We start from the raw sequence: 18,098 nt of genomic DNA on the forward strand, positions 1-18,098 counted from the left end.
TCTTCTTCGCTTAGACTGTTCCCTCGATTATTGACATAATAGACATCATCTCTGCTGATAGGGAATCAAGGCTTAAAACCACTCAATCTAATGAAGTATTGTTCTCTTCTTTGCAAGACCTTTCGTTATCATTTCGCCCTCTTCCCCTGCGAAATATGTCATATTTTTTCATCTTTATGTAATGAGCGTTTTCGAAAAATCAGCCGTTCATGCCGCTGCTTTTTAAAGAGTATAAAAACTATTGAGCGGTATACCCGCTTCGCTTTTTTCATGTTTTGTTCATATTTTATTAATTGTTTATTCAACACTGTCCGCTATAGTAATCCATATCAACAAATATGACTGCCACTCGCATCTTTTATGAAGGGAGGTCCGTTACGCTGAAAGAAAAAATAAAGACCTTAGGCCGTTTTTGCACCGTAGGCGTCGGCAATACGCTGATAGATTTTGGTGTCTTCTTTCTTCTTACCGCTTGTCATGTCTCTTATCTGCCGGCGCAGATCTGCTCCTATACTGCAGGTATCGTCAACAGCTATGTGTGGAACCGGAATTGGACGTTTTGTGTGAAACGTAAGGCTGACGGGAAAGAGATCGTGCGTTTTCTCATGATTAATATTGCCGCGTCGGGGATCACCTTTTTGCTACTTTATTTGTTTCAAAATTGCGGCTGCTCGCTTTTGGTGAGTAAGCTCGCCGCCACTATCGGCGGAATGATGATGAATTTTATCGGAAACCGAATCTGGGTATTTGGAGATTCGCTGAAAAACATACAGGATCAGGAGTGAGGATGAATGAGAAAAAAAGTGAGAAAAGCGGTTATTCCCGCAGCGGGTTTAGGAACGAGATTTCTGCCGGCGACAAAGGCGCAGCCTAAAGAAATGCTCCCAATCGTCGACAAACCAGCAATCCAATATATTGTAGAAGAGGCCGCAGAGTCAGGAATTGAAGATATACTGATTATTACAGGGAGAAACAAACGCTCGATTGAAGATCATTTTGATCGGTCGGTCGAATTGGAATTCAATCTCCGGGAAAAAGGCAAGACGGAGACACTTAAGGAAATGCAGCAGATTGCCGATTTGGCCAACATTCATTACATCCGCCAGAAAGAACCGCTCGGATTAGGCCATGCGGTGCTGTGTGCGGAGCATTTTATCGGAGATGAGCCTTTTGCTGTTCTCTTAGGTGATGATATTATGGTGTCTGAAACACCGGCTCTTCGGCAATTAATGGATGTATATGACGTTTATGGCACAGAGGTTGTCGGTGTACAGTCAGTTCTCCCTGAGGATGTCAGCAAATATGGTATTATAAATACATCAGGGTCTCAAGGGCATGTATATGAGTGGAAAAGCCTTCTCCTGAAGAAGCACCTTCGGAAATCGCAGTAATGGGACGTTATGTGCTGAATTCTTCGATCTTCTCCGTTTTGAAGACAATTGGCAGAGGCGCGGGCAACGAAATTCAGCTGACAGATGCGCTTCGTGAGGTTTGCCGTAAGAAGCCGATCCATGCCCGGCTGCTGGAAGGAAATCGATATGACATTGGCGATAAGCTGGGCTGTTTTAAAGCGAGCACCGAAATCGGCTTAATGCGTCCCGAAATGAGATCTCAGCTTTTGGCCTATTTAGAAGATGTGATCAAACGGGAAACGAAAGAAATGCTGCGGTAAAAAAATTGTAACCATCTTGCTCGTCAATCAGTCATATAATAGTGAAAAAGATTAGGACAGGTTGTGAAGAATGTGGGCAGTTTGATAAGCGAAATTTTAACATGGCTGACGAACATGGGATATGCGGGTATTGCGATTGGGTTAATGATTGAAATCATTCCGAGTGAGATTGTATTAGCTTATGGCGGCTATATGGTATCGGAAGGCACGATTGGATTTATTGGCGCAATTATTGCGGGTGTTATTGGGGGCACCATTGCCCAGATCTTTATTTACTGGATCGGCCGCTATGGCGGCAGGCCATTTCTGGACAAATACGGGAAGTATTTATTGATTAAAAAGCATCATATTGACATGTCGGAAAACTGGTTTCAGAAATACGGCGCCGGAGTTGTCTTCTCGGCTCGTTTTATACCGGTTGTCAGACATGCCATATCCATTCCGGCAGGTATTGCCAGAATGCCTTTTCTCAAATTTGTGGTACTGACTGTGCTTGCTATCATTCCATGGTCTATTCTGTTTGTTTATTTAGGCATACAGCTAGGAAGCCAGTGGGATGATGTTGAGAATATAGCAGGCACTTATACAACACCGATTATGATATTGGCTGTTGTCGTGATAGCCCTTTATTTTGTGATTAAGAAACGTACAGCCATATTTAAACGATAGCTAGCAGATATGCATAGGGGTGACTGACGCTCCCCTATGCATATTTTTTTACTTCCGATGTTGATTTGCCAGCTTCAGATTCTCCGCTAAAAATGCGACAAACACTTCATCCCGCACGAGCGATGCGGCATAATTTCTCTTAATAAACCATTCTGCCTCTTCAAACGCTGCGAATGTTTCGTCTTGGGTTTCTCCGTTAATTTGAATATTCCATTCGTTGTCTAAAGGGAAAAGAAAAAATCTCATTTGTGCGCGATTTTCATATAATGATCCATTCGCAGATCCCTTTAGATTATAGATGTTACGGAAGGCATCCGGCCGTACAGGATCAATACGGAAAGCTTCAGCTACAAACAACTCGTATACTTCATCGGTTATTGAACAGCCGGACGCTTTTGCATGCCCTCCGCCGCCATATCGGCCAGCGATTTCTGACACATCGATGTAATCATGAATGGTGCGGAGACTGACTCGTTTTGACCCCATGCTCAAAATCGCAATGTAATCGAGGTGCCGATTATCTTTCCCTAGCCTGTTCCCCAGCTCTGAATGGTACGATTCAGCGTGAACGATGCCTACACAGTGTTCGTGAACAAAGGTTTGTACCATTTCCCTTTTCTTTCTGCGGAGGTAGCGCTCGATTTTTTCGTCTTCTAAATCAAGCAGTTTTTCTTCAAAATCATCGAAGAAAAATTCGTCATGCGCGGAAAGGCGCTGGATCATTTTTGCTTCAAATTCATCGATTGACAGCAAAAAGAAAAGATCATTAAGCCGCTTCGCCTGTTTTTGATCGTACCGCTCCCACTCCCATGTATCGTATTGGCGGACGAGCTCTGTGAATTGATCTAAGGCGTTTGTCGGTTTCATGAAGCCATTTTCAACGAGATAGCCATATAAAAGCGATGTCGCGGATGTGAGCCTTCCATCATCGTATTCCACCTGGACAAATCCCCATTCATGCTCATTCAAATGAAGGGCTGTTTTATGATGGTCAATGAGCTTCACTTTGCCCCCTGCATGAACATACTCATTCAATCTCTCTTCGTTTTCTTCAGTGACGGCGAGATCGGTGATGAATAACGCGTCCTGTCTGTTGCTCTCCTTCGCTTTTTCTAAAAAGTACTGCACCTGTGCGTTTAAGCCGTTGACAGAGTTATACCGGACCTCTACGTCTTTTCCGAACGCTAATTTTGCTACGATTCCGCACCCTACTCCGTCCAAGTCGTTATGTGAATATAAATGATACATAATGTGGGCCCCTTTTTATGATAAACTGACAATTGCCGCTAGAGGTGCGGCAGCCTTTATTTACTATTCTAAAAAACAAAGTGTTTTATGCAAATGTAATTAGTTGACATAATGTTGTTATTGTAAATATATAAAGGAGCGCTTTTTACGCTCCTAAGTTCTTGCTTTTATACTGGATAAACCGGATGCTTTCGATTGGTAAATGTCATTTCCTTTGTCATGTATGCCTTGAGCCGTTTGGCCAGCTCATCACGCAGCGAATTGGCTGGGATAACAGCATCAATGATCATTTCTGAAGCCAGACGGTAGATATTGATGTCCTCTTTGTATTCCTCCCGTTTGCTGCTGATAAATGCGGCTCTCTCTTCTTCTGGCAGCTCGGCGATTTTTTTAGCGTAGACAGCGTTTACAGCTGCCTCAGGGCCCATGACGGCGATTTGGGCGGTCGGGAGCGCTAGACAGCAATCCGGTTCAAATGCCGGCCCTGCCATTGCATACAACCCAGCCCCGTAAGCTTTTCGGACAATGACAGAGAGTTTTGGAACAGTTGCCTCCGACATCGCAGAAATCATTTTCGCTCCGTGTCTGATAATCCCAGCCTGTTCTACTTTTGTGCCAATCATAAAACCGGGGATATCGGCTAAGAACAGCAATGGGATATGAAAAGCGTCACATAAGGTAATAAACTTAGCCGCTTTGTCTGCTGAATCGTGGAATAAGACGCCTCCTTTTACCTTCGGCTGGTTTGCAACAATGCCGACAGGCTGTCCGTGGATTCGTGCGAGGCCCGTCAATAATTCCGGTGCAAATAAGGCTTTGATCTCAAAAAATGAGTCTTCATCTATGACCCGCTCAATCAGCTCATGCATATCAAAAGGTGCGTTTTGATTTTGCGGAATGACGTCGGCAAGCGGAGTGTCGAAGTGTTTTGGCGGGCGTTTCTTATGAATGGGCGCTTTTTCTTGAAAATTTGCCGGAAAGTAAGACAAATAAGCCCGCGCCAGCTGTATGGCTTCTTCTTCAGTTTCTGCAAGAATATCTCCGCAGCCGGAGGTTGAGCAATGCATACGGGCGCCACCCATTTCTTCAAGAGACACTTTTTCGCCAATAACCATTTCCGCCATCCTTGGCGAGCCTAAATACATGGAGGCGTTACCGTCTACCATAACGACGATATCACAGAAGGCCGGAATATAAGCGCCACCTGCTGCAGATGGTCCGAAAAGCAGACAGATTTGCGGAATGCGTCCCGATAATTTGACTTGATTGTAAAAAATTCTTCCTGCACCGCGTCTCCCTGGAAAGACATTGATTTGGTCGGTAATTCGGGCGCCTGCCGAATCGACTAAATAAATGACCGGACAGTTTAATTTTTCGGCGGTTTCTTGAATTCTGATGATTTTTTCAACTGTTTTTGCTCCCCATGACCCCGCTTTCACTGTTGAATCATTCGCCATGACGCAAACGGTTTGGCCGCCGATTTTGCCGATAGCGGTTACAACTCCGTCAGCGGGAAGCCCGTCTGACATACATTCCGCAAAAAAAGCGTCTTCTAGCTCAATGTCATCGTCAAAGAGAAGGGAAAGCCGCTCTCTGACAAAGAGCTTGCCTTTTTCCCGATTGCTTTGATGATACTTTTCCGCTCCGCCTTTTCGAATCCGTTCAGCCCGTTCTGTTCGTTCCTTTTCATAATCCATCAGCATTGCCTCCCTTTTATATTCCCTTGTATACGGCCCGTCTTTTTTCTTGAAAGGCCTGAAGCCCTTCTCTCCTGTCTTTTGTCGGGATGGTTTGTTCATACGCTTTTTGTTCAATCGCAAGGCCTGTAGCGAGATCTGTCTCCAATCCTTTATTGATTGCAAATTTAGCCTGACGGACAGCGATCGGCCCGTTGGCAGAAATGGCTGCGGCCAGTTCCTCTGCTTTTGGCATAAGGTCACAAGGAGCGGTGACATGCTCTACAAGGCCGATTTCTTTTGCTTCGTGTGCGGTCACGCGTCTGCCTGTATAAATGAATTCTTTTGCTTTTCCTCTGCCAATCAGCCGGGGCAGCCTTTGGGTCCCTCCAGCGCCCGGGATAATAGCTAACCCTGTTTCCGGAAGTCCCAGCACAGCTGATTCAGTTGCGATTCGAAGGTCGCATGCCAATGCCAATTCTAGTCCGCCGCCTAATGCGCTTCCATTTATCGCAGCTATGACCGGCTGAGGCAAGGCATCAAGTAAAGCCGCCGTTCTTTGAATGAGAGATACACTTTCCAGAACCTGATCTTCTTTCAGTTTTATCCGTTCCTTCAGGTCTGCCCCTGCACAAAACGCTTTTTCACCGGTGCCTGTGAGGATGACGCAACGGATGTTTGAGTTGAATTCAATTTCCTGGATAATCATTTGCAGGTTTCTAAGCATTTCCGCTGAAAGAGCATTTGCTGCCTGAGGCCTGTTTAAGGTGATCAACGCAATATGTTCATTTTTAACAGTAAAAAGAATAGAATCTCCCATTGTATGCGTCCTCCCTTTTATCAAGATGATTTAAACACCTGTAAATTTCTGCTCGGCAGCGGTTTGCCCATTTTTTCTTCAATCCATTTGGCCGCAGATAGCAGTTTTTCTAGCTTTACATTTGTTTTGATATCCATCTGTTCAAGCATGTACACGATATCCTCAGTTGCGGCGTTTCCTGATGAACCTGGCGCATATGGGCATCCCCCAAGCCCGCCTGCCGAGCCGTCGAACACCGTGATGCCCATTTGGAGTGCTGTGACCATGTTGGCCAGAGCGGTTCCTCTCGTATCATGAAAATGCAAGGCAATTTGATTAGCCGGGAATCGTGCCAAAAGAGCTTCAAGTACAGTTTCCACTTGGGCGGGATTAGCCGCTCCAATCGTATCTCCAAGCGAAAGTTCAGAAATCCCAAATTCAAATAGAGCTTCTGAAAGGCGAATGACTTGTTCAATGGGGACATCTTTTTCGTACGGACAGCCGAAAACAGTCGAGAGGTAGGCTCTTGTTGTGAGGTTTGCTTTTTGTGCGTCGTTGTTTACTTGTTTGAGTATATGAAGGGATTCAGAAGTGGATTTATTGATGTTTTTTCTGTTGTGCGTCTCGCTGGCGGACATAAAAACGCAAGCCTCGTTAATGCCTCCTTCAAGTGCATTCTCCAGTCCTCTTTGATTCGGGACAAGTGCCGCGTACGTTACCCCTTTTTCTCGGTCGATGCCTTTTGCTACATCGATAGCATCTCGAAGCGCCGGAATCCATTTCGGGTGAACGAAGGATGTGATTTCAATATACGAAAGCCCTGTCCTGGAAAGCTGGTTGATCCAGGTTATTTTATCCTCTGTTGAGATCCATACGGGCTCGTTTTGTAAGCCGTCACGCGGGCCGACTTCTTTGATTGTCACTTTTTTAGGATATGTCATGGTCTTCCTCCAAATTATTGAGTGGAATCGCTCAGTTCGAGCAGTACGTCTCCTTCATTTACAAAGTCTCCTTCATTTTTTTTGACTTCTTTTACGATTCCGCTTCTATCTGCAACGATCGGGATTTCCATTTTCATCGATTCCAAAATGGCTACCTCCTGGCCCTTTTCGATTTGGTCGCCGGCTTTGACGTGGACTTTCCACAGGTTTCCTGCCATTTGTATGCTAACCGTCATGACAACTGCCTCCTTTATAGGTGTTGTTTCAAAAAGTCAGTCGTGACATCCCCTTCTTTAAATGCCTTTGTTGCCGCAGCCTGTATGAGAAGCGGAAGATTTGTTTTGATTCCCTCTACACGATAGTCGCGAAGCGCTGTCTCTAGTTTTTCAATTGCTTCTGTTCTGGTTTGGCCTTTGACAATCATCTTAGCGATCATCGGGTCATAAAAAGGGGTAACGGTGCTGTCTTTTGCTACCGCACATTCGTGTCTGACTCCTTTTTGGTCAGGAAGTGAAAACGCAGTGATCGTACCTGGTGACGGGAAGAAGGTCTTGGGATCTTCCGCGTATATTCGAACCTCTATCGCATGCCCGTTCCGTTGGATGTCTTTTTGGGAGAATGTGAGTGTATGGCCCGCAGCAATCCGCAGCTGCTGCTCAACTAAGTCCAGGCCTGTTATTTCTTCAGTCACGGGGTGTTCAACTTGCAGTCTCGTATTCATTTCGAGGAAATAAAAATTTTGCTTCTGGTCAACTATGAATTCGATGGTGCCTGCGTTCGTATAGCCGATTGCCTTCGCTGCTTTTACCGCTGTTTGCCCGATCTTCATTCTTAGTTCATCGTCTACAAATGGAGACGGTGCTTCTTCAATGACTTTTTGGTGGCGCCTCTGAACAGAGCAATCACGTTCAAACAGATGTACTGTATGGCCGTGTTGATCGGCCAAAAGCTGAACCTCGATGTGGCGCGCATGTTCAATAACTTTTTCTATATACATCGACCCGTCACCGAAAAAATCTGCTGCGCGCTTTTTGTTTCCCTCGTACGCTTTTTTTAATGCTTCTTCATTTTCAACACGCTGCATTCCGATGCCCCCTCCGCCCGCTGAAGCTTTCAGCATGACAGGATAGCCGATTTGACCTGCGGTGCGGCAGGCTGCCTCTATATCTCCGAGGGATTCAGAAACGCCCGGCACCACAGGGACACCTGCAGCCTCCATTGCTTTTCGCGCTTCAATTTTGCTGCCCATCTTTGCGATGATATCAGGGGAAGGTCCGATAAACACGATGTTTTCTTGCTTGCAGCGTTCAGCGAATCTGCTGTTTTCTGATAACAATCCATATCCCGGGTGGATCGCGTCGGCATTTGCTTTTTTCGCCGTCTTTATGATTCTCTCTATATTTAAATAACTTTCACTGACTCTCGATTCTCCGATCAAATAAGCCTCTGTAGCGGCTTTTGTATGGAGCGCGTCCTTGTCTGCTTCTGAATAAACCGCAACCGTTTTAATGCCGAGACGGCTGCATGTTCGGATAATTCTCATTGCAATTTCTCCGCGGTTGGCGATCAGTACTTTTGTAAACATGATTTCACCTCATTGACTTGATGATAGGTTGAACATTTCAATCGTTTTTTCTCGCAGTTTATATTTTTGAATTTTGCCTGAGGCCGTCATCGGATAGTCATCCGTAAAAATAACATAACGCGGAATTTTGTGGCGGGCGATTTTCCCTTTGCAATAGGCTTTAAGCTCATCAGGTGAAACGCTTTTACCGTCTTTCAGTTTAATCCAGGCTGCAGCTTCCTCCCCGAATTTGGCGTCAGGCACACCAACGACCTGTACATCTAAAACAGCGGGATGCCGGTATAAAAATTCTTCAATTTCCCGCGGATAAATGTTCTCGCCGCCTCTGATGAGCATATCTTTTAATCTTCCGGTGATGCGGCAGTATCCGTCTTCATCCATGACAGCAAGATCTCCGGTAAACAGCCATCCGTCATGATTGATTGCTTTTCTGGTCGCATCTTTGTCTTTATAATAGCCTTTCATGACGTGATAGCCACGGGTGCACAGTTCTCCCTGCATGCCTCTTTGAACTTCTTGACATGTCCCAGGTTCTACAATTTTCACCTCAGTATGTGGCAGGGCGCGGCCGGTTGTTTCGACTCTTCTTATGAAGGAATCATTTGCTCTCGTTTGCGTAATGACTGGCGAGGCTTCGGTTTGTCCATAGGCGATCGTAATGTCTTTCATGCCCATTCTTTCAATCACAGCTTTCATCACTTCACTTGGACAGGGAGAGCCGGCCATGATTCCTGTTCGGAGCGTCGATAGATCATATGCATCAAAATCCGGATGATACAGCTCGGCGATAAACATGGTAGGCACACCATGGAGCGCTGTGCATTTCTCTTTTTCTACCGTTTTAAGGACGGTAACGGGATCAAATTCTTGCACGGGTATCATGGCTGCCCCGACGGATACACATGCCAAAACCCCAAGGACGCATCCAAAGCAGTGAAAAAACGGAACCGGGATACACATGCGGTCTTGAGAGGTTAAAGCCATACATTCAGCGATATTAGCAGCGTTATTGATGACATTGAAATGGGTCAGCATCACGCCTTTTGGAAACCCTGTCGTTCCTGATGTGTATTGCATATTAATCACATTGTCTTTATCCAGGCTGTTCATTCTCTCTTCAAGCTCAGCATCTGTCACTGTTTTCGCCAATATCTCTGTATCGTCCCAATGATACATGCCAGGCAACCGTTTATTGCCAATATAGATTAGCGTTTTTAAAAAGGGATAGCGTTCAGATTTCAGTTGGCCGGGCTTTGCTTCTTGCAGTTCTGGAATTAAATTGCTCACGATGTCTGGATAAGAAGTGCCCCTGTATGAATCCATGATAATAAGCGTGGCGGCATCCGATTGCTTTAACAAGTAATCAAGCTCGTGTGCTTGATAATTGGTATTGACGGTCACGAGCACGGCTCCGATCTTCGCAGTTGCGAACTGGACGGCAAGCCATTCAGGGATATTAGAAGCCCATATGGCGACGTGGTCTCCTTTTCCAATCCCCATCCGCATGAGACCTTTAGCGGTTTGACGGCACAGACTGTCAAATTGAGCGTACGTATAGCGGATATTTCGGTCTGGATACACAACAGCATCTCGATCGGGATACGCATCAGCTGTTTGTTCCAGCAGCCTGCCGATTGTGGAATGGATGAGTTCAGCCATTCATTGTTCCTCCTTTCTTAATGATAGGAAAGCGTTTACATTTTTATTTTAAAAGCTGTCTGGCGATCACGAGACGCTGAATTTCAGATGTGCCTTCACCGATTTCCATTAATTTTGCGTCCCGCAGCATCCGTTCTACCCCATACTCTTTCATATAGCCTGAACCTCCATGGATTTGAATGGCTTGATTGCAAGCTCTTGTCGCCATTTCAGATGCGAATAGCTTGGCGTACGCCGCTTCTTTTGTGAACGGGTGGTTATGGTCTTTCAGCCAGGCGGCTTTTAACACCATTTGCCGTGCCAGATCAATTTCCATCGCCATGTCAGCAAGCTTAAATTGAATCGCTTGAAAGGAAGAAATCGGCTGTCCAAACTGCTTTCGTTCTTTCGCATATGCCAATGATGCATCAAGGGCCGCTTGGGCAATGCCGACTGCAAGAGCAGCGATGGAGATTCGCCCTCCGTCCAGCGTATATAGAAACTGTTTAAACCCTTTTGTTGGATCGCCAAGTAAGTTGCCCGCAGGCACTCTTACATCCTCAAGCAAAATTTCCGCTGTATTCGAACCGCGGACGCCCATTTTATCGTACGGGCTCGTAATCGTAAGTCCTGGTGTGTCAGTTGGCACGATTAATGCGGAGATGATGTTTTTTCCGTCTTTGTTTTTGCCTGTTACGGCGGTTACAATAACTGTGCGTGCGTAGCTTGCATTAGTGATCCAGCACTTTTCGCCGTTGATTACATACTCGTCACCATTTGAAATTGCTTTTGTTTGAGTGCCTCCTGCATCTGAGCCGGCATTTGGCTCCGTCAGGCCGAATGATCCGAGTGCTGTGCCTGAAGCCAGCGGCGTCAAATGCGTCTGTTTTTGCTCTTCTGTTCCGAAGTAGTAAAGAGGGCTTGCGCCTAGCGAGACCGCTGCAGCATAGCTTAATCCAGTACTGCCGCAGGCTTTGCCGACTTCTTCAACCGCTAAGGCATATGAAATCGTATCACCGCCAGATCCGCCGTATTCTTCTGGAAATGGAATACCCATCAGGCCGAGTTCACCCATTTTTTCAAATGTTTGCATCGGGAACTCGCCTGTTTGATCTACATGTTCAGCGTGAGGAGCAATTTCTTTTTTCGCAAAATCTTTTACCATTTCACGCACCATTTGTTGTTCTTTTGTCAGCTCAAAATTCACATCGTTTCCTCCTTCACATCTTTGTAACATCCTATTAGGCGAGTTCTATAATCATTCCCTGACAAGAAAAGTCTGAAAATTAAAACTGAATCATTTTTTATGTGATAATTTCAGCGGAATGAGCAAATACATGCAGTAGGCGCATACCATCTATATCGCAAACGCAATAACTTGGCCCTTTGATAAAGCCGGGAAGATGAGGGAGATTCCAAAGGGAAATCGTATCAATCAATAAACCGACCGCTGATCCCCATATACCTAGCTTGATCACCGCGAACTGTGATTGATCGAGTTTATGATAGAGAAAGAACACAAGGCATAAAACAAGAGCGGTGCCCGCTTCCAAGAGAAGAAAGTTCGTCAAAAAGGCTTCTTCAGCCGGATCAGTCAACACAGCATCTTCGAACAGCACAAAAAATAATGTGGCACCTAACCAGACTAGAAATGAAAACGTAAAACACGTCCTGTACGTGTTTCTCTTCGATTTACTTAGCACTAGTTTCTCAGATTCCAATAATGGAAAATGTCCAAACACCGCCTCCATATTCATGTGAATCTCACCTTTGTTTTTTAAAAAAATACAGCGGTTTACCATCATTTCCTGTCTCCAAAATCACTAAAAAAGACGACTTAGTAAGCCGTCCTTCTCATTTCTTATTTTGTTGTTCGTTTGGAAGCCTTGCTTTCGTTATGAAGCCGGTCTGCTGAAGTGACATAATACGTATATTTCTTGTTAGGATCTGCCGTGTTATCTAAGAAGGTTTGCTGCTCATGTGTTTTTCTTTGCGTTGCCAGCAATGTTCTCTGCTTTTTCCCTTCGGCTCTGTATATCGCATAATAGGCTGTTTCTTTCGTTTTTTGATTTGATGGGTGATCTTTAATCTGCAGAAGATTGCCGTTTTTGTCTTCGGTGACTTTCGTAAGCTTCGGTTTTTTTGGGGCGGTATTGTCAAGCCAAGGCATTTGCGGAACCAGTGCCGGCTTGCTGTAAAGATCGGTGATAAGCCTGTCTTTGATGCCAAGCGGATTTTTGTTGAGGTCCTTGAGGCTGAAATGCATGCTTCCTTTCACCAGTTCAAGCTGGCGGTTCAAAGTGATTTGCCGCACATATTCCTCAGGGTCGGACCAAGGCGGATCAAAATTGTTATTGATTTTATATGCTGCCTGGCCAATATATAAGTGAACAGGCCTATTTTTGACTTCATTGCTCCACCAATCAGCCAGCACGTCGTAAGCCGCTGCGTTAAAGCCGATACTCCAATAAATTTGCGGAGCAATATAATCGATGTCGCCTTCTTGGATCCAATGTCTTGTGTCTGCATATAGATCGTCATAATTTCTGACGCCTGCTTTTGTATTCGATCCGGTCGGGTCATCTGCGGCGTTTCTCCATACTCCAAAGGGACTGATGCCGAATTTGACATACGGTTTTTCAGCTTTAATTGTTTGGTTGATTTGTTTGACAAGCTGGTTCACATTGTCCCGCCGCCAGTCATCGATATTAGCAAAAGCGCCTTTTCCGTATTGTTCATACTGTGCTTGATCAGGAAATTCCTGTCCTGCTATTTTATAAGGGTAAAAATAATCATCCATATGAACAGCATCGATATCATAATGTTTTACGACTTCTTCAATGCCTTTGACGATAAAATCTCTCGCTTCTGGAATGCCTGGATGATAATACAGCTGGTTTCCGTAGGCGGCAACCCAATCTGGATGTTTTCTTGCCGGGTGACTCTCAGACAATTTATTAAGATCTGTATGATTCATTGTAATACGGTAAGGGTTAAACCACGCGTGAAATTCCAAATTTCGTTTATGGGTTTCTTCAATCATAAATGCAAGAGGATCATAGCCCGGGTCCTTCCCTTGGATACCGGTTAAGTATTCAGACCAAGGCCCGTAAGCTGACGGATAAAAGGCATCAGCCGTCGGTTTAATCTGAACAATAACGGCATTCATTCCCATTTTTTGCACATCGTCCAGCAGTTTGCTATACTCCTGTTTTTGCTCTTTCACAGATAACCCTTTTTTGGACGGCCAATCAATATTTAATACGGAAGCAATCCATACGGCTCTCAGCTCCCTGTCAGACTGCGCATTGGCCATAAACGGAACGGAAATGACAAACGTTCCGATGATCAAGCTGACAAGGAAACGGACAATCGACTTTTGGCAAACCTTCATTCTGTTTCTTCTCCCCCATTACATCACTTTCACTATTCGCTATTACGGTATTCCCGGGCTATAAAAGGGTGATTAACAGAATGTCTATCTCACTAAATAAACGAAAAAAGTCCTAAAGCATGTTGTGAACCGCTTTTAGGACTTTTTATCATTAATCATGGTTTGCAGACTTTTTAACACGTCAATAAGTTTTACGCCGACACCGACAGCCGTTTCAAGGATCGCTTGTGCTCCGGCAATAGCTAAAATAAAGATCAGCGGTATTGCAATACGAGGCAAAAAAAGATAGCCAAGTCCGATCAAGATGGCACACCAAACACCGGCACACCAGTAGCAATTGAGCATGTATCCAAAGTTAGAAGCCGGCACGCTTTTTTCATCTACATGCCCGTTTTGATCAACAATCCTTTTCTTTTTCATAAAAGGTTTTCGGATAAATTCTGTGATTTTGTCGAACACAATCAAATGTGTCAGCCTGTAACTGGCTAGAATCAGCATGATAAACGTAAGAAAAGATAAATGATCCATGACAAGCCTCCAAGAAAAAGGATGATGTTATCATTCCCTAGTGTCATCGATCCATTCTTTGATACAAAAAAGAAGCGGACAGAGAATGCCTCTGTCCGCGAATCCGCTCTATTGTTTGTGCGGGATTGCTTTATTTGAAGTGATCTTTTCTAAAATGTCGAGGATGATGTCAGCATTCTTTTCAGCATATGTTCCTTCCAGCATGTCTTTATGAGCGCCAAAACCCGTGTACTCGCTGTAGTTTCCGCAGGCGCCTTCCCATTTCGTTAAGCCTGTATTCTCGCTGGTTTCGATTTGAATTCCAGCTTCGATGAAATGAATGCTTGCTTTGATGTGCCCTTCATTCAGCAATTGTGCCCAATATTCTTGATAGTTTCTTTTTTTCTTCATCACTTTTTCTCTGACTGCTTCAGGCAGATATGCTGCAGATTCGTCATTCTCGGTATCAATAGGCAAAGGCTGTTCTTTTAGATAAGCGTCCACGATAATGAAGTCGCTGACTTCTAATCCTTTGCGCTCCATAGCCTGTGCCACTTCAAAAGCCAGGTTTCCGCCTGCAGAGTAGCCTAATAAAACGTATGGGCCCTCAGGCTGTATGTCCGTCATGCAATTAACATATTGTTCAATGCGGGTGTCTTGTTCAATAAAGTGAAACCCGTATACGGCTGCCTTCTCATTCAGTAATAAAGCAAGGTCTTTAAAATAAATGCCAAATCCCGATATCGGCGGGAAGCAGAAAAGATTTTGCGCGCCGTGCTGGTTCAGTTTGATCACATGCTGTTCATCTGCCGCTCTCAGCTGTTTAGAATAAAGTTTTTCGGCAAGCTGAGCGATTGTCGGATGTTCGAACAAGAAATCAATCGGTATGTCAATGTTCTGCTGATGTTTTAGTGTATGTATGACTTGCAGTGCTTTTAGTGAATGTCCGCCAATAGCAAAGAAGTCATCATCAATACTGATTGTGTTAACACCGAGGACTTGCTTCCAAATGTTCGCCAATTCTTCTTCAACCAAGTTTCTTGGCAATATGATGTTCTGTCGTTTGGCAGGCTTATTTTCTGGAATAGGCAGCGCGCTGCGGTCTATTTTTCCGTTTCCGGTAAGCGGCATCCGCTCCACACGCACCCAGTGCTGCGGGATCATATAGTCTGGAAGCACACGCGCCAAATCGGCGCGAAAATCCGTATCTGTTTTTTTATGATCACCGACGTAATGAGTGTACAGCTGCGCCTCTCCATCTTTTTCTCTCAATGTCACTGCTGCTTCTTGAACGCCTTCCATTTCTAACAGGCGCGCTTCTATTTCGGCGGGCTCAATTCGTTTTCCGCGAATTTTCATCTGCCTGTCAATTCTGCTGATGTATTCTAAGTTTCCATCAGGCAGCCAGCGTGCCAAATCACCGGTACGGTAAATTCTTTCTCCAGGCAAGAAAGGATGAGGAGAAAAAACAGTATTTGTCAGGTCATCTCTGTTCAAATAGCCTTTAGCGACCCCATCACCGCCAACACAAAGCTCGCCGGGAACGCCTATTGGCAAAAGACGTCCTTTTGTATCTAAGATGTAAGCGGTGCTATTGCTGATTGGTTTTCCAATCGGAATCGGCCCCGCATAGTCTCTCTTTATTTCAAAAAAGGTTGAAAAAGTCGTGTTTTCCGTAGGCCCGTAAATATTATGAAGCGCGAGATCTGGGCAGGCGTGCCTGACAGCATTCATCAGAGCAGGCGAAAGTGCTTCTCCTCCGACATATAACGTATGGAGTCCGCGAAACATGTCAGCTCGTACCTGTGCCAGCTGATTAAAAAGAGCTGTCGTTAAAAATAGCACTGTGATGTCATTTTCAAACAAATACGCTCCAAACCGATCAGGTGTCAGCATTGTCGATTTATCAATGATATGAAGGCTTGCGCCATGTAAAAGTGACCCGAACATTTCAAAGGTGACGGCGTCAAAGCTGATAGATCCAGTCAGAATAAACCGGTCATCACCGGACGCAGACGTGTAATTGCTGTTTCTGACAAGGGACACGACATTGCGATTCGTGATCATGACCCCTTTCGGCCGGCCTGTTGATCCTGAGGTATACATGATATATGCAAGATCGTCTGGACTGGAGATGGTGTTGATAGGAAAATGGTTCTCTCCCATCAATGCCTGCGCATCTGCAATCATACATGTTCCTGAGAACGCAGCATTTTGCTCCAGCCCCTTTTGAACAATCAGCATTTTTGCTTGCGTTTCCTCAAGCATAAAGCTGACTCGTTCAGGCGGAAGCTCCTCATCAAGCGGGAGGTATGCTCCCCCTGCTTTTAATACGGCAAGCACACTGATCATGAATTCGGGAGAATGTGCAGTCAATATTCCGGCTGTCTCGTTTTTCCGAAATCCCTTTTGAATTAACTCTCTGGCGAGCGCATTAGAGCGTTTATCAAGCTCTTTATATGAAATAGACATATTGCCATACACAAGTGCGGTATGGTCTGGCGTCTTTTCTGCTTGTTCGCGAAATAAATCGATAATTGTATGATTCTTTGGATACTCCGTTTTTGTATTGTTGAACTGTGTGACAATCTGCTCTTTTTCTGTTGCATCAAGAAAAGAAAAATCAGCAATTGGCATATGAGGGTGCTGTGCCGCTGTGCTAAGCGCTTGCGTAAATTGCCTCTTGATACAGCTGATCCAGGCAGCATCGTAAACGAATGCATTATAGCTGAACTTGACGACAAGCTCTTCGCCGGGAGCAACGACAAGATTAAAGTTATATCCTGATTGCTCGGATACTTGAACTTGATCGATTTGCAGCGGTGAATCGGTTTGATCAGCGGAATCGGCGATTTTCTGCTGTAACGGATAGTTTTCAAAGACGATAATGTGATCAATCAGTTCCTGTTTTAATGCGGTGTTTGCCTGAATATCAAATAAAGGCTGGCAGGTAAACGGCTCAGCTTCCAGCATTTCTTTCTGGCATCGTATGAGCAGTTCTTGAAACGTTTCGTCTTGATGTGTTTTAATTCGAATCGGTATGGTATTGATAAACAACCCTATCATTTGCTCCACGCCCGGGATTTCTGACGGTCTTCCTGATACAACTGCGCCAAACACAACGTCGTCTGTGCGGTTATATTGCTGCAGCATCACACCCCAGACCGCCTGAATTAGGGTAGCGAGCGTGACGCCGTGTTGTTTGGCAGTCTCTTTCAGCTTGTCTGTCAGTGGTTTATTTAATGAAAATATCAAATCTTCACGGTGATAACCTTCTTTTGTTTCTTTATCAGACACACGAGGCAGAGGTGATGGAGTGCTGTAGTTTTTTAAATAGGTATCCCAGTAGGCTGCTGCTTTTTCTTTGTCTCGGTTTGTCAGCCAGGAAATATAGGTGCTGTACGGACGGACAGGGTCTAATGAAAGCGGCCTTCCTGCATGAATCGATTGATAAATTTGCATAAATTCCTGCATAACAATATCTAGGCACCATCCGTCCATTAAAATATGATGGTGACTCCAGATACAGACATGTTCATCTTTAGCTGTTTTGAATAGAGAAATCCGCATCAGCATGTCTTTTTGCAGATCAAAGCCTTTTTGCTTGTCCTTCTCTTTAAAGCGTTCAATATACTCATTCTGATCGTTTGTTGGCAGATGGGAAATGTCTTCGCTGTACAAATGGAATTCACGTTCTGTCATCACGACTTGCCGAGGTCCCGACAAATGCGGGACGTGCGGCAAAAACACGGTTCTGAAAATATCATGGCGGTCGATAATGGCTTGAATGCTGCGCTGAAACCATTCATAGCTGAGGCTTCCTTTAATGGTGAAGAGCGACTGCTCAACGTATGCCCCCTCCTCTTTACGGAGGAAGGAATGAAACAGCATTCCCTCCTGCATATGACTCAGAGGATAAATGTTCTTGATTTTTTTAATGGTATTCATAGTGTCTGCACCTTTCTTCAC

The 18,098-nt window shown here is 44.9% G+C and carries 13 protein-coding genes and 3 pseudogenes; 3 read left to right on the plus strand and 13 right to left on the minus strand.

The window, feature by feature from the left end; translation table 11 throughout:
- Positions 1-338: 338 nt before the first annotated feature.
- The 3 genes and pseudogenes from M1D65_RS09720 (at position 339) to M1D65_RS09730 (ending at position 2,341) form a co-directional block, all read left to right on the plus strand.
- Positions 339-785 (plus strand): GtrA family protein, encoded by a 447-nt coding sequence (locus tag M1D65_RS09720; protein WP_014479951.1) that lies wholly within the window; start codon positions 339-341, stop codon positions 783-785.
- Positions 786-791: 6 nt separating this feature from the next.
- Positions 792-1,672, plus strand: a pseudogene (galU, locus tag M1D65_RS09725) (UTP--glucose-1-phosphate uridylyltransferase GalU).
- A gap of 72 nt (positions 1,673-1,744) precedes the next feature.
- Complete coding sequence (locus M1D65_RS09730) at positions 1,745-2,341, plus strand: DedA family protein (protein ID WP_003231529.1); 597 nt, start codon at positions 1,745-1,747, stop codon at positions 2,339-2,341.
- A 48-nt stretch (positions 2,342-2,389) separates the two neighbouring features.
- Here the strand turns inward: M1D65_RS09730 and nrnB are convergent, their stop codons facing one another.
- The 13 genes and pseudogenes from nrnB to ppsE all read right to left on the minus strand — a co-directional run bounded on the left by nrnB (position 2,390) and on the right by ppsE (position 18,098).
- Positions 2,390-3,589 (minus strand): oligoribonuclease NrnB, encoded by a 1,200-nt coding sequence (gene nrnB / locus M1D65_RS09735; RefSeq protein ID WP_124073264.1) that lies wholly within the window; start codon positions 3,587-3,589, stop codon positions 2,390-2,392.
- A gap of 167 nt (positions 3,590-3,756) precedes the next feature.
- Positions 3,757-5,292, minus strand: coding sequence for an acyl-CoA carboxylase subunit beta (locus M1D65_RS09740; RefSeq protein ID WP_456270856.1), 1,536 nt, complete (start codon positions 5,290-5,292; stop codon positions 3,757-3,759).
- A 10-nt stretch (positions 5,293-5,302) separates the two neighbouring features.
- The gene (locus M1D65_RS09745) at positions 5,303-6,085 is read right to left on the minus strand and encodes an enoyl-CoA hydratase (RefSeq protein ID WP_070549077.1); all 783 of its coding nucleotides are present in this window, start codon (positions 6,083-6,085) and stop codon (positions 5,303-5,305) included.
- A 20-nt stretch (positions 6,086-6,105) separates the two neighbouring features.
- Positions 6,106-7,005, minus strand: a complete 900-nt coding sequence (gene ldeG / locus M1D65_RS09750) for a hydroxymethylglutaryl-CoA lyase (protein WP_086343897.1) — start codon at positions 7,003-7,005, stop codon at positions 6,106-6,108.
- A gap of 14 nt (positions 7,006-7,019) precedes the next feature.
- Positions 7,020-7,241 carry an acetyl-CoA carboxylase biotin carboxyl carrier protein subunit gene (locus M1D65_RS09755; protein WP_014476962.1) on the minus strand — a complete coding sequence of 74 codons (222 nt, stop codon included), beginning with the start codon at positions 7,239-7,241 and terminating at the stop codon, positions 7,020-7,022.
- A gap of 14 nt (positions 7,242-7,255) precedes the next feature.
- Entirely contained in the window at positions 7,256-8,590 is a 1,335-nt protein-coding gene (locus tag M1D65_RS09760) for an acetyl-CoA carboxylase biotin carboxylase subunit (protein WP_048654897.1), read from the minus strand.
- 9 nt (positions 8,591-8,599) lie between these two features.
- Positions 8,600-10,249, minus strand: a complete 1,650-nt coding sequence (locus tag M1D65_RS09765) for an AMP-binding protein (RefSeq protein ID WP_446014952.1) — start codon at positions 10,247-10,249, stop codon at positions 8,600-8,602.
- A 43-nt stretch (positions 10,250-10,292) separates the two neighbouring features.
- Positions 10,293-11,435: an acyl-CoA dehydrogenase gene (locus M1D65_RS09770; RefSeq protein ID WP_077671721.1), complete on the minus strand. Its 1,143-nt coding sequence runs from the start codon at positions 11,433-11,435 to the stop codon at positions 10,293-10,295.
- A 150-nt stretch (positions 11,436-11,585) separates the two neighbouring features.
- Positions 11,586-11,829: pseudogene (locus M1D65_RS09775) on the minus strand (DUF5367 family protein).
- Positions 11,819-11,985: pseudogene (locus M1D65_RS09780) on the minus strand (hypothetical protein). Before M1D65_RS09780 ends, M1D65_RS09775 begins: the two co-directional pseudogenes overlap by 11 nt.
- Before the next feature lie 104 nt (positions 11,986-12,089).
- Positions 12,090-13,622 carry a glycoside hydrolase family 10 protein gene (locus tag M1D65_RS09785; protein WP_064671441.1) on the minus strand — a complete coding sequence of 511 codons (1,533 nt, stop codon included), beginning with the start codon at positions 13,620-13,622 and terminating at the stop codon, positions 12,090-12,092.
- Positions 13,623-13,757: 135 nt separating this feature from the next.
- A complete protein-coding gene (locus tag M1D65_RS09790; protein WP_014479963.1) occupies positions 13,758-14,150 on the minus strand; it encodes a DUF1360 domain-containing protein in 393 nt (130 codons plus the stop codon).
- A 108-nt stretch (positions 14,151-14,258) separates the two neighbouring features.
- Positions 14,259-18,098 carry a plipastatin non-ribosomal peptide synthetase PpsE gene (gene ppsE / locus M1D65_RS09795; RefSeq protein ID WP_456270857.1) on the minus strand — a complete coding sequence of 1,280 codons (3,840 nt, stop codon included), beginning with the start codon at positions 18,096-18,098 and terminating at the stop codon, positions 14,259-14,261.

The sequence above is a fragment of the Bacillus sp. JZ39 genome, assembly GCF_053903145.1.